Below are 13,253 nucleotides of genomic sequence, written 5' to 3' on the forward strand. Positions count from 1 at the left end.
CCGTCAGGGAGTGATGGTGAACGGTTGCGGCGCGAGTCCCGCCACACAACCGGTTTCGGGGGCGCTCGGATGCGCCAGGAAGGAAGCCAGGACGCGCTGCGCGCAGGGCGACTGAGGGACCACCCAGTGGCCGATGCCGGGAATCCGCACCACGGTCGAGCGCGACAGGGTACGGGCCGCGTACGCTCCCCAGCTCGCCCCGGTCTTCGCGTCGAACGTCCCGGAGACGACGAGCGCGGGCACCTTGCTGACGGTGGCCACCCGCTGGACGGCGGTGCGGTCCGGAACGTTCCAGACCCGGCACACCTCGTACTGGAAGGGGAGTTGCGGTGCCTGGGCCAGGACCGTGTCGGGCCATCCGGGGAAGTTCCGGCGCCCCGCCTGGAGCACGTCCCGCTGCGAGAATCCCGGGACCCACTCGCTGCACGCCACCGAGTTCGTCAGGCCGTAGGCGAACTCGCCGACGGCGGGCGTCGCGCCGGCGGCACGCGCCCGGGCGAAGCGTTGCGGATTACCGTGCGCGAGTTCGTCGAGCGCGGCGGGGACGTCGACGGCCGGCAGTGCGCCACCGTCGGCGACCAGTACGTTCACCAGCGCGCCCCCGTCGAGGACGACCTTCACCGGGCTTCCTCCGCCGGGCGGCTGGGCCATCACCGTCAGGGGGTGCGCCTCCAGTCGGCGGACCTGCTCCGTCAGGGTGCGTCGGACGTTGGGGTAGCGGCTTTTGCAGCGCGGCTGGGCCGCGCAGGCACGGAAGATCGCGTCGATCCCTTCCGCCGCGCTGTCCCAGGTCCATGGCAGGCTCACGATCTGCGGGGGCGCGACCGAGTCGATCGCCATCGACCGGATCCCGGCGGGCTGCCGGCGCAGGTAGGTGAGGGCCAGGTCGGTGCCGTAGGAGTACCCGTAGACGTTCCACTGTCTGATGCCCAGCGCCTTGCGCAGGTCGGCGAAGTCTGCGGCGTTCTCGGTCGTGTTGTAGGCGCTCAGCTCGATTCCGGCGGCCGTGAGACGGTCCCGGCACTGTTTCGTCGCACGCACCAGGAGCCGCCCCGTGGACGGAGCGTCATAGCGCCGCCCCACGGCTCCGGCGTAAAACCGGTTGATCTCTGGGCAGGCGAGGTTCGGCTGCGAGTGGAGTCCGCCGCGCTGGGTCATGACGATGAGATCGCGGTCCCGGTTCACATGGGAGTCGATCAGGAAGGGAATCGCCCCGATCGCGTCTCCTCCGGGACCGCCCTCCATGAACACCACCGGGTCCTTGGCCGCCTTCGCCGACGTGGCCGGAACGATGACCACGGTCAGCCGGATGGTTCGCCCGTCGTGGCGGGCGTGGTTCTCGGGCACCTCGAGGTACCCGCAGCGGCCGGGGACCGGCTCGGGAGCGGTCGGGCAGGGGCCGGGTACGAACCGCGCCGGAGTTCCTGGCGAAGGATTGTGGACGGGGACTGATGTGGCACTGCCGGCTGCCGGGCCGACCAGCCCCATGAGGGCCAGACCGGCCGCGGCGAGCGCTGCACCGGTGCGCGCGCCTCTGGGGTGGCGCCTGTGCGGGCCGCGCACCCATGGTCGTCCGGTCCTTCCACCGCTCCTCCGCACGGACGGCAGGCACCCCGGATCGATGTCCGCTTCCGCCATGTGATTCCGTCTCTCTCACGTCGCGCGGCCGCCCCGTCCGGGACGGCACACGTGGTCTGGCCCGTCGGCGCGTGGCTGCGCGGGCATGCGTGGCCAGCCTGTGCGAGCAGGCAGACGTCCACCACTCGGGTACGCCACTCGGGGGTTCGTGGCGTCATTCCACGCGGTCATTCCACGTCCAGTCCGCCGGAGATCCGGGGAGACCTCGGACGTGGGGTGCCGCGGTTCGCCCCCAGCGCTTTGGGACCAGGTCGTCGACCGAGCGGGTGGCGACGCCGTGGACCCACCTGCACGTTGACGTTGCTGATGTCGCCGCCCCAGCTGACGCAGTGTGACTTGCCGTAGACGTAGTCGGCCCCGGTGCCCAGCGAGCCGACAGGTGCCGAATTCACGGTCTCGTCCCGCGCGACAGGGCCGCTACTGACCCGTGAGGTCGGTCTTGGCTCGGACCTGTGCAGGGCTCGGTCGGGGGAGGCAAGTGGGCGGCGCGGAAGGACAGCTCTCGGCCTCGCACTCCCACCGCCGAGACACGGTGATATGGGCCGCCACCCCGAGCCGGCGGTGCGGCGTTGTCAGGGATTCTCTCCGCCCTCGGTGAGCAGGACATGGGTGAGGCTTGCTCGGTTCGCCACGCCCAACTTGCGGTAGATCTGGCTCAGATGGGTTTCCACGGTCCGCACGCTGAGGAACAGTGACTCCGCCACCCGGTGGTTGGTCATGCCGTTGCTGACCAGGCGGGCTATCTCCCGTTCGCGGCCCGACAAGAGGGCCCAGGGCCCCTGCGGCTCAAGTGACCGGGTCTGGTTCGTGAGGTCGTGGCGTCGGCGCGCGGCCGTGTCGGCGAGCTGTGCCGAGCCGCACTGGCCGGCCAGTACCTCGGCCCGGTCCAGCCAGTCGGCCACGTCCTGCGTGCGTCCCACGCTCAGCGCGACTTCGGCCACATCGAGCAAGGTGCGGCAGAGTTCGATGCGTTCCTCACCGGCGGCGAATCCCTCGATGGCGTTCCGCGCGCTGTGCAGGGCGCTGTCGATGTCGCTCCGTACGACGTGGTCCCACATGCGCGCCCGGTGAGCGAAGGCCCGTCGGCCCGGCGACGGGAGCTGTCCGGCGCAGGACTCGGCCAGCTCCGCCCAGTGCGCGGTGCCGGCCGGGTCGGACACGGCGGCGGCCGCTCTGGCCAGCGCGTCGCACCAGCGTGGCTTGCGCCAGCCCGCCACCCGGGAGAGCTCGTCGCCGCCTGCTGCGTCCAGCAGCAGCCAGCGGGCCCGTGCCGCGTTCGACGGGTCGGCATGCAGGGCGAGTTCGGCGTGGAAGCAGCGAACGGAGATGGCCCACGCGGCCTGCGAACCCCCCACGATCTCCAGGGCTCGGTCGGCCGACGCCTGCCAGGTTTTCTGATCCCGCGCTCCGTCCTGCCAGAAGAGCGTCTCGGCACGGACCATCGCGATGATCGCCTCCGTCACCGGGCCACCGTCACCCGCCGTGATCGCGTCGGCGCGGTCGAGTGTGGCCAGTGCGGCACGCAGCCGCCCGGAACGCAACTGGGTGTTGGACAGTACCGTGAGGATGTTGGGCTCGACGTAGACCTGACCGGTCCGCCCGCACAGCGCGGCGGCGCGCTGCAGATGGCGTTCGGCGTCGTCGAGCCGTTCCAGCATCCCTTCGGTCATGCCGAGTTGGAGCATCGCGTCCAGGTTCGTCGACAGCAGGGAATCGCCGGCCGCGTCCACGAGATCGGCGGCGGCCGTGGCCTGCCGGCGTGCTCGGGGCTGGTCGCCGAGGAACAAAGACGCGAGGGCCGCCTGTGCCAGGGCGTGGCACTCGCCGACCCGGTCGCCGTGGCCACGGGCCAGTGCCGCGGCCGTCTCGGCATGGTGGCGGGACGTGTCGTAGTCCCGCACCGAGTAGGCGTGGTCGGCGAGTTCGACATGCAGGGCGGCAGCGATGGCGCCGTTGTGTTCGGTCAGGGCGGCCAGTCCGGCGCGGGCCATGGCTCCGGCCTCCGTGTGCCGGCCGCGGTGGCGTTCCAGGCGGCTCGAATCGGCGAGTGCGGCCGCTTCGTGCGAGCCGGTGATGGTGGACCGCAGCGTGTCCAGCAGCGCGCGGGCGTCGGCCTCCTTGCCGCTCAGCATCCGGGCCCGGGCGAGCAGGACCTGCGCCTCGTACCAGTGCTCCCCTCCGTCGGACAGCAGGGCGACCGCGGCTTCCAGATGGTCGACGGCCGTCGACGGGGAGTCGAACAGCTCGCTGCGGGCCGCGCTGATGAGGGTGGTGGCGTGGTCCGGCCGACTCGGATCGGCGGCCTGCGCGACATGCCGGGCGCGCAGGGTGACGGGTGCGGTCCGCCGTGCCAGTTCGGTCTCGGCCCGTCTGTGCATGGCGTGACGCTGACTCGGCGGCACCCTCTCGTACACGACCTCCCGCACGGCGCGGTGACGAACGGCCAGATACGGCGCACGCTCGGCCGGCCGCACGAGGTCGAGGTGGGTCAGCACGTCCAGCGCTGAGAGAGTCGTCGCCATGCCGAGATCCCCCACCGCCGCCAGCAACTCAGGCTGGAACGGCCCGTCGAGAACCGCCGCAGCCTGTACGGCCGTGAGCGCGTGCTCGTCGAGCCCGGCCAATTCGCCCAGGATCGCCGTCACGGCCCGATCCTGTGCCGGCCCTTTCGGTCCAAGGGCCTTGAGGTACAACGGGTTGCCCAGGGCATCGTCGTACACGCTGTTTGCGCGCAGAGGATCGCCGAGCAGGTGAGCCGCCTCCTCTCGGGAGAGCGGACCGAGCGGCACGCTGGCGAGGTGACCGGACGCCTCCGCACGCGCCAGCAACTCGGCGCTGACCGGGGGAAGTTGGCGGGGACGGTAGCCGAGGAGGCAGAGCGACGGGGTGGTGATGGCGGACCGCATGGCCCGCTCTGCCAGGGCGACTTCTTCCCGGTGCAGAGCGTGCAGGTCGTCCATGACGACCACCAGGGGCACGTCCGGACCAGCCGTCGCGTCGACGACCGCCTCCACCGGCACGACCGGGATTCCGTCGGCTCGTGCCCGGGCCGCCGCAGCAGCAAGGAGGGTGCTCTTTCCGATGCCGGGCTCACCGGTCACCGCGACCACACGCCCGATACCGGCCCGCAACTCGGCGAGAGCCTTCAGGAGTTCGCCGGTCTCCGTGGTGCGGCCCACGAGCGCAGACGTCTCCTCGGTCGCCCGGTCGGATGTGGACAGACCACCGTACTGCCGATCATCAGCCATGACCGCAGCGTAGTCGGGCAAACAGGCAGGAGGGGATGGTAGGTGACCAAGGCCGCACCCATGATCGGCCGCCACGTTGGCACACGCGGGCCAGCCTGACCGTCAGCCTGCCATTGCGTCCGCGCACCCTTTGCACCGCTGAGGAAGACCGCCGCGGTCTTGTCCACCATGGAGACCAACCACCGCATCCCGACGAGGCGTTGGACACCGCGACCGCCGACAGAACCGCCCGGCAGCCCGGGAAGAGCTGCCGATGGGTCTCCTGTCGGCGTGCAGGAGCAGGCCAAAGTCGGCGAGGGGGCCGCTTCGACGACGGGCGCAGTGCAGAGGCGTCGAGCCGGCTGACCAGATCCGCGTGCTGCGCGGGAGCCGTGCAGCGTTACGTGGGATTCCCTTAGCCGAACTCGCCGGTAGGTCTGCTCACGACGGTCAGGTCGGGCTGTCGCGGCCCTTGTTGTGCTGCTGGTCGTCAGTTCGGTGAGCTCGATGCGGTCACACTAGACGCGGCTACCGTGATGCGGATTGAGCGGATTGCCGCCGCATCCCGCGGTTGGCGGTTGTCCGGGGCGGAGTGCGTCGACGTAGCGCGCCGGACGAAAATGCCGTGCCTGCGCTTGGTCGAGAGGGCCCGTATCCCGGATAGGCTCAAGCATGCGATCTCGAGCAGGCGGCATGTGGTGGGGGACGACGATCGAAGCGCCGGACCCCAGCGCTCTGGCGCAGTTCTATGCCGCGCTCCTCGACTGGCACATTGGGCACACGGAGCCGGGAACCGCCATCGTGGCCGCCTCGCCGCAAGGACCGTTCTTCGTGTTCCAGCAGGCGGAGGGCTATCGGGCCCCGGTGTGGCCACCGGCGGACGGCGACCAGCGCCCGATGATGCACTTCGACTTCCAGGTCGGCGACCTGGAATCGGCGGTCGCCGAGGCGGTCGCCCTGGGCGCCACCATCGCTGAGTTCCAGCCGCAGCAAAACGTCCGGGTACTCTTCGACCCGGCCGGCCACCCTTTCTGCCTGTGCCTCGACGATGAATAGATCAGGCCGCTCAGCAATGAGCATGCGCCAGCTTCCGCCCAACGGGCGCCGCGCAACCTGGTGTGCAGCTTGCGCTGGGCGGCACGGCCGGATGATGAACGCCAGCGCGCCTACGCCCATGCGACGTCGTGGGATGACCGGGTCAGGCAGGCAGGACGCGTCCTGGCAGACACGCCCGAGCGCCGGAGAGCACCGCGTCGTTGGATACATGGACCGGCTGGCAGCCGTGCTGCGCAGCAGCCATCGCCAGGCGGACAGCACCTTCGGCGGTGACCACCCAGTCGGATCCGCCGCTCGTCGCATCGACGTCGAGGTGCGGGGAGACCTCAGCCACGACTGGTTCGACATGCTCGGGGTCCCGCTCGACGATGACGCCACACATCGGCATAGCCGTCCATCCAGCATCCGTCTGCGTGTCGGGCTCAGCCCGGCACCGGATCTTCGGAGACGGGCAGTGGTTGTGCAGTCTTCGGGGCCAGTGCGCGGATGGAGGGGGTGGCGACCATGGTCAGGGTCGCCAGGAGGATGAGCGCGGCGGCCGCGTACAGCGCGGCATGGAGGCCGAGGAGGAGTGCCGCGGGTCCGGCGGCGAACTGGGCGAGCGGGAGCGCGAGGTAGGAGCCGAGATCGTCGTAGGCGTAGACGCGGGCAAGGCGGTCCTCGGGGATCTGCTCATTGAGGGTCGAGTACCAGGCGACGCCGGCCTGTTCAACGCCCACGCCGGCCACGAAGTTGGCCACGACCAGCAGCCAGGTGTGCGGGGCGAGCGCAAGCAGCAGCGGGGTCGTCGCTGTCAGGCCCATCAGCGCGCAGCCGACGAGGATCGCGCGCCGGGGCCGCCATCTCAGCGACAGTACGCCACCGGCGACCGCGCCGAGGGAGGATGCGGCGAGGGCCAGGCCCCAGCCGGTGCGGCCGATCGGGGTGGTGTCGGCGACGGCCGGGCCGAGGACGGTGAAGGAGGCGGTCAGGCCGGCGTTGAGGAAGCAGAAGGCAACCACGATCACCCACACCCAGCTGCGAGAGGTGAACTCCCGCCAGCCAACGCGCAGTTCACGGATCACACCAGGGCTCGGCGGGGGCGGCGCGATCTGGACGTGGACCAGCGTGAAGGACGCGGCGGCGAGCGCGAAGCTGAGGGCGTCGAGGGCAAGGCCTCAGCCGGGTCCGATCGCGGCGACCAGTACGCCGCCCAGGGAGGCGCCCGCGATCGTCGCGGTGTTGCCCGCGATCCGGGAGAGCGCGAGGGCGGCGCGGCGGGACTCGGTCGGGACGGTTTGGGGTAACAGGGCCTGGGCGGCGGGCTGGTAGCAGGAACTGGACGCCCCGTTGACCGCGGCGAGCAGCATGAACAGGGGGATGGCCGCACTGTGCGCGAGGACCAGGGCGGCGGTCACCGCTTGGCTCGCTGAGCTGACCAGGCTGCTGCCGACCAGCAGCGGGCCGCGCGGCAGGCGATCCGCCAACACCCCGCCGTACAGCAGGAAGAGGATGCCGGTGAGGGAGCGGGCGCCGACGACCAACCCGAGCGAGCCGACCGAGCCGGTGGCGTCGAGCACGGCGAAGGCCAGGGCGATCGGCGCCACTCCGTTGCCGAGCAGGTTCGCCGTCGTACCGGTGAAGAGGTGACGGAACGGGCGGTGACGCAGAGGCGCCAGGGCGGCGGACATGCGCTCGATCGTCGAGTTGGGCGGCGCACCCGTCAACGTGTTTTTCGACCGCAGGATGGGTGTGGCGGCCCGCTGATCGTCTCTCAAGCTGGCGCTTGTCATTGCAGGCGTGGGGATACTGCCTCGGTGACGCTCGCGTTCCGGAGGCGATCGACGGACACCAATCGCCCGGCGGCCTGGGGTGCCGAATCCAGCGCGGAACGCGCCCCCGCACGAGGCGGCGAAGTAGGACGAGAAGTGCTCACCTCACAGGCACTTACGGTTATGGGCTGGCAACTCCTGCCGCAGACGCCGGGCGGAGACACCCTTGAGGGAGCCTACGAGTCGGGAGACGGCGGCTGGGACGGCGGAAGTGGCTGATCCGACCTGCGACGCTCACGTCACGGCGTCGCGTGGGAAACGGTGACCAGGTAGGTGCCGTAGAAGAGCGAGACGCCGGCCATCGCGGCGAGCAGGACCACGAGAGTGCGCAGGCGGCTGCGCGCCAGATGGAGGGCGAGCGGGAGCAGCAGGGGGAAGGCGGGCAGCAGGAACCTCGGCTTGCTCGTGAAGAAGTGGGTGCCGCCGACGGTGATCACGACGAGTGCCGCGCAGTACGCGAGCAGGGGCGCGGGCATCTTGTTCACGACGCAGAAGACAAAGAGCAGCAGTGAGCCGAGGACGATCGCGGCGGTCACGTAGGCGACCAGGGTGTCGTGCCCGATGATCAGGTGCTTGATCATGTGGGCGGTGTAGTGGCCGAAGTCGAACCGTGAGCCCCACAGGCTCTGCACCCGCAAGTAGCCGAGGGGGCTGTGGGTGCGGAGGCCCACCCAGCCGATGTAGCCGAGCCATCCGAGGGGAGCCAGGGCGGCGGCCGCCCACGCACGCGGAGCGGTGGGCTCACCGGCGCGGCGCAGCTGCCAGAGATGAGCAACGGCTCCGATGACGACGGCGGCCGCCACGGCGATCCCGTTGGGACGGCACAAGCCGGCCAGCACTGCCAGCGTCCCCGCGGCCAGCCAGTGGCGAGTCAGTACCGCATACAGCGCCCAGGCGGCGAAGGCCGTCATAAGGGACTCGGTGTACGCCATCGTCAGGATGATCGCGTGCGGCTGCAGCGCCCACAGTACGACGAGGATGATCCCGACGCGTCGAGTGTGCAGCAGCTCGCCCACCGCGTACACACCCCAGGCCGCGATCAGAGCGGCACTCCACGCGACGAGCAGCGCCGCATTGATCGGGCCGATCGGCAGCACCTTGCTCACTGCCTGGATCAGGCCCGGGAAGAGAGGGAAGAACGCGAGGTCGTTGTAGACGCTGTGGCCTCCGGGCGAGTGGATGATCATGCCGTAGCCGTACTGGGAGATGTGCCAGTACCAGTGGCCGTCCCATTCCAGGCCGAGTACGGTGCGCGGGTGCTTGCCCAGGTGCAGCGACCACAGGGCCGCGAGGATCACACCGGTGAGCCTTAGGGAGGCGAACAATGCCAGCGCCGGCAGCGCATTCCTCGGCTCCGGACGATGCCTCCACTGCCGAGACGGTTGACGGAGCCTCGGTACGAACCGCCGCGTGAGCGTGTCGCTCGCCGTCGTGAGGCTGTCGCCCATTTCGACCTCCTTCTCTGCCCTGCAGGAGGGAGTGACTGGAGGCAAGGTTCCACTGACGGGAAATCTCTTACTTCATGAAACATGGGGACATTCACCGCACCTGCGGATGATCCTGGAGTACAAGTGCGTCAAATGGCCGGATCTTGAGCTGAGGGCACCACGGGCCAAGCGGTCCCGTCCGTCTCACACGTATCCGCGCCGCCGTACGAAGCCCAGGGCGATCCCGACCCGCGGCACGTTCAGCCAGAAGGTGAGCAGCCGGTAGGCGGCATTCTTCGGCTTTGCCGGGCGGCACGACGCTGAGCGGAGGAGGATGGAGGGACCGATCCGACCAATTTGTTCTTGGGAGGAGAGTGCGTCATGACACCACCCTCCGATCCGTCGCTCACCGGTGCCCAGTTCGGCAAAGAACCACAGGACGACTCCAGCACCGAACGCTTCGGCGCATTGGCGAACATGGGCTGGCAGATCCTGCTCACCACGGGCCTGGCCGCCATCGCCCTGGGGGTCGTCTTCCTCGCATGGCCGGGAGAGACGCTCCGGGTCGTCGGTGTGCTTTTCGGCGTCTATCTGTTGGTCACGGGTGTGTTCCAGTTGGCCGCCGCCTTCGGCACACACGTTCCGGGGCATCTTCGGGCCCTGCACTTCATCACGGGTGCGCTCTCCATCGTGCTGGGACTGATCTGCTTCAGGGGTGCGATGGAGTCGATTCTGCTGCTCGCCCTGTGGATCGGCTTCGGCTGGCTCCTGAGGGGCATCATGGTGACGGCCACGGCGGCCTCCACCGCGGCCATGCCTGCACGAGGCTGGATGCTGTTCTCCGGAATCATCGGCATGCTGGCAGGAATCGCGCTCATCGTCGCGCCGTTCGCCTCGATCGCCGCACTCACCCTGACCGCGGGCATCATGGCCATCGTGCTCGGAGTGGTCGAGGTGTTCCACGCGATCCGGATGCGCATCGAAGTCGGCCGCCTCGCTTCCGGTACCGCCGCCGAGCGACGGCCTCTCTTCCGCTCTCAGCCGCATCCCCAGCACTGACAGCAACGGCTTCCTTCGGCAGGCACACCGACCACTCGTGCGCCCGCGCCGCAGATCGCTGATGCCGTGCCCCGACCCCGGGCTCCCCAAGCACAAGCCGCACTACGTACACCAATTTCCGGCATAGGAGTCGCCCGGGCTCAGACTGCGGGAAGTCAGACTGTCAGACGACGGATCGCGACCACCGCCGCGTCGTCATTGAGGTGGTCATGGACGTGCGCCAGCAGGTCGTCCCGGAGGAGGCGCAGCAGTTCGTCGGGGTCATCCTTGGCCCACTGCGGCGCCCGTTCGGTGAGGGGATAGAAAACTCCCTTGGCGTTGCGGGCTTCGATGACGCCGTCGGTGTACAGCAGGAGCAGGTCGCCGACGTCGAACGAGAACGTCTGCACGTCGTAGGCATCAAGGCCGAAGACACCGCCGAGCCCGATCGGCAGATGGCTCGCCTCGGCCACCAGCGGGGTGAGGCGGTCTCCCCGCAGCAGCAACGGCGGCGGGTGGCCGCACGTGATCAGGTGGACTACCGGATCGTGGTCGGGGATGTCGAGCAGTATGGCGGTGGCGAAGTCCTCACTGGTGTCCTGCTCCGCCGGGGGCCGCCACTGGCTGGTGTCCCAGCGCAACGCGGCGTCCAGGTGGACGGCGAGCCGCGGAAGGGTGGCCTGCCGATGAGCGGCCGCACGGAATGCGCCGAGCAGCAGCGCTGCGTTGTTGATCGCGGCCAGGCCGTTACCGCGCACGTCACCGATCAGCAGCCGAGTACTGTACTCGGCGGTTCGCGCGACCGCGTACAGGTCCCCACCCAGATCCGCTTCCTCCTCGGCGGGCAGGTACAGGCCGGCGATCTGGAGCGCACCCGTCTGCGCGGGCAGTGGCCGCAAGAGCACACTCTGCGCCGCCTCGGCCACCGACCGCACCTGATGCAACTGCCGCTCACGTCGATCCCGCACCACGCACACAGCGACACACACGACGGAGACAACGACCAGAGCAGCGATCTGGGCCTGAACGTTGGCGGTGGTCAGGACCCCCCTGAGCAGACCGATCAGCACCTGCGCCAGCACCGCCAGGGCACCCATCAGCGCGGTCACCCGTGCACCGGCGAAAGCCACCGTGACGGCTGGCGCCGCCACGAGCAGCGGACCGAGATGGATGTCCGACGGCGCCAGCACATCCACCACACACACGCTGACGATCAACCCAAGTGGAATCACGACCAGCACGGGGACGTGACCCGGCCGCCAGAAACGCGTGAAATCCAGCCGCTGCCGAAAGCCCATGCCTCAAGCCTTCCACCACTCGCCAATCCGAGTATGCGCCACTCCGCGAACCGTCACCGTGCGAGACCGCAACGATCGCCTCGCATCACATTTCGGCGAGCCTCATGGGCGGCGGTGAAGACTCGGTGTTCGGCATCAGGCGACTCTTCACAAGGAGTGGTGTAGGCGTGCAGAACGGGGATGCTGCCGTCAGCGCCTCCCGAACGGCCGGCACCGGCGCCACGCGGCGGTTCCTGGACCATCTCGCCGGGTCAGCGGTCGGCCGACGAGGTCGAAACGGTCGTAACCAAGGCGCACGCATCGTTGAGCGAGCGGAGGCAAAGGCGCCTTTCTAGCCTGGTCCTCCGCGTCCCACCGCCACCCGGCCAGGGCGCGGTTGTGGAGTCGGGCGATCGGACGATTCCCAGGACGACGTGGTGGACGCCGGCACCTCTCAAGCGGCAATCGCGGACGGCTCTGTGTTCCCGTTTCCAGGCGGTGAGTCCGGCCTGGCGGCACTCGCGTCGGCGCGGGGTGACCAGACCGGTGCCTCCAGGGCCGCCTTCAGCAATGAACGTACTGCGGCCGACGGCGTCCGCCGCGCCGGACAGTTCCCATGCCGTGTAGTCGTCGCGGTTGGCATGCAGAGGCCGGGCGATGACGACCACGAGCCCGGTGTCGGCATCGATGACCACCTGGTGGTTGGTCGAGTACCTGTAGTCCTTCGCCTGCTCGGCGACGGTGTGCCCACGGGCGGGCGCCAGGGTTCCGCCCGCGATGAAGCACGGCGTCCTCACGAAAACGCCTGGGTGGCTGGAGCACGAGCGACGGCCCGAGGTGGTGGATGATGCGATCGGCCGCCGGCTTGGAGATGCCGAACAGCGGTGCGAGCTGGCGGAGCGTGAGGTTTGTACGCCGGTACGCGGTGACCCGCAGTTCTGGTTCCTCCAGCGGCAGACTCCAGTGCTGCCCTGCGAATCGGGTCGGCCCCATCCGGCCGTCCGCGAGGGCTGCTGCCGCCTTGTCGACCACCTGCTCGACCCCGCGTCGATGGACGGTGTTGGTTCAATCCCCACGTCACCTGCGGCGCTGTTCTTCCCGCTACGCACCGGGAGCACGGCGAAGTAGCCGTGTACACAGACGATGGCGTGTTTGGGCGCAACGGCGGTGCGGCTAGGTGGTGTGCAGCGGTTCCCTGAAGGACTTCCGGAATACCGGCCCGGCCAGCGGAATGATCGAAGACTTCACCTTTGAGGTGAACGAGGTGGGGTGCCGTTCAAGTCTGACGTCGACGCGCGTGCCGTTGTCCGTGGGCGTCATGTGAAACTGCCAGCCGCCCGAGCCGAAAGGTACCGAGTCATGCGTGGTGACGGTGACCGTGTTCTTCGAGGGGTCCCATTCGTAGCGTGCGCGTTCCCACGACTTGTTGTTTCCCTCGGTCACCTCCGCCCACATATCTCCCCGCTCGTGGACCTGGAAGTGCTCGGCATCGATGGACGGCCACTCCTCGACGCGGGAGGGACTGAAATTCGTCAATACCGCCATGACCTCGGCTGGGGTCATCGAGGAGTTCACGTGGAAGTGTAGGGATGGCATGACCTGCTCCCTGGTCCGAGAAGGCCGTCTCTGGCGGCAGCCTTCGGTACGCATCGGGTGGGCTGCCTGGCTCGCCCCACCGACGCTGTGCGCTCCACGTCTCAGGATGCACCTCCGCGCGAAGCCACGCACCAGCAGGTTCCTGGCGCATTGCTGTGCGATCAATCCGGCGGCCCCGCGGGT

Annotated in this window: 10 protein-coding genes and 1 pseudogene; 2 read left to right on the forward strand and 9 right to left on the reverse strand. The window is 69.3% G+C overall.

All coding sequences use genetic code 11. The features are described from left to right. Positions 1-3: 3 nt before the first annotated feature. Complete coding sequence (locus ABZZ74_RS17100) at positions 4-1,347, reverse strand: alpha/beta hydrolase (protein ID WP_356765573.1); 1,344 nt, start codon at positions 1,345-1,347, stop codon at positions 4-6. An 863-nt stretch (positions 1,348-2,210) separates the two neighbouring features. After that, positions 2,211-4,886: a LuxR C-terminal-related transcriptional regulator gene (locus ABZZ74_RS17105; RefSeq protein ID WP_356765575.1), complete on the reverse strand. Its 2,676-nt coding sequence runs from the start codon at positions 4,884-4,886 to the stop codon at positions 2,211-2,213. Between the two features lie 672 nt (positions 4,887-5,558). Here ABZZ74_RS17105 and ABZZ74_RS17110 point away from each other — a divergent pair. Continuing rightward, a complete protein-coding gene (locus tag ABZZ74_RS17110) occupies positions 5,559-5,921 on the forward strand; it encodes a VOC family protein (RefSeq protein WP_356765579.1) in 363 nt (120 codons plus the stop codon). Positions 5,922-6,063: 142 nt separating this feature from the next. On the opposite strand, the gene ABZZ74_RS17115 is transcribed toward ABZZ74_RS17110, so the two are convergent. From ABZZ74_RS17115 to ABZZ74_RS17130, 4 genes are all read right to left on the reverse strand, one after another. Beyond that, positions 6,064-6,303, reverse strand: a complete 240-nt coding sequence (locus tag ABZZ74_RS17115; protein ID WP_356765581.1) for a hypothetical protein — start codon at positions 6,301-6,303, stop codon at positions 6,064-6,066. Between the two features lie 40 nt (positions 6,304-6,343). Next, a complete protein-coding gene (locus ABZZ74_RS17120) occupies positions 6,344-6,985 on the reverse strand; it encodes an MFS transporter (protein WP_356765583.1) in 642 nt (213 codons plus the stop codon). 93 nt (positions 6,986-7,078) lie between these two features. Beyond that, positions 7,079-7,591, reverse strand: a complete 513-nt coding sequence (locus tag ABZZ74_RS17125; protein WP_356765585.1) for an MFS transporter — start codon at positions 7,589-7,591, stop codon at positions 7,079-7,081. A 380-nt stretch (positions 7,592-7,971) separates the two neighbouring features. After that, positions 7,972-9,180, reverse strand: coding sequence for a hypothetical protein (locus ABZZ74_RS17130; protein WP_356765587.1), 1,209 nt, complete (start codon positions 9,178-9,180; stop codon positions 7,972-7,974). Positions 9,181-9,540: 360 nt separating this feature from the next. Between ABZZ74_RS17130 and ABZZ74_RS17135 the strand changes: the two genes are divergently transcribed. After that, positions 9,541-10,218 (forward strand): HdeD family acid-resistance protein, encoded by a 678-nt coding sequence (locus ABZZ74_RS17135; RefSeq protein WP_356765589.1) that lies wholly within the window; start codon positions 9,541-9,543, stop codon positions 10,216-10,218. Positions 10,219-10,373: 155 nt separating this feature from the next. Here the strand turns inward: ABZZ74_RS17135 and ABZZ74_RS17140 are convergent, their stop codons facing one another. The 3 genes and pseudogenes from ABZZ74_RS17140 to ABZZ74_RS17150 form a co-directional block, all read right to left on the reverse strand. Beyond that, the gene (locus ABZZ74_RS17140) at positions 10,374-11,495 is read right to left on the reverse strand and encodes a PP2C family protein-serine/threonine phosphatase (protein WP_356765591.1); all 1,122 of its coding nucleotides are present in this window, start codon (positions 11,493-11,495) and stop codon (positions 10,374-10,376) included. Positions 11,496-11,855: 360 nt separating this feature from the next. After that, a pseudogene (locus ABZZ74_RS17145) lies at positions 11,856-12,474 on the reverse strand (transposase family protein); the annotation flags it as partial. Between the two features lie 173 nt (positions 12,475-12,647). Further along, complete coding sequence (locus tag ABZZ74_RS17150; RefSeq protein WP_356765593.1) at positions 12,648-13,037, reverse strand: hypothetical protein; 390 nt, start codon at positions 13,035-13,037, stop codon at positions 12,648-12,650. Positions 13,038-13,253 lie beyond the last annotated feature (216 nt).

Origin of the sequence: Streptomyces sp. NPDC006476 (assembly GCF_040612015.1) — a bacterium.
Taxonomy (GTDB): Bacteria; Actinomycetota; Actinomycetes; order Streptomycetales; family Streptomycetaceae; genus Streptomyces; species Streptomyces griseorubiginosus_B.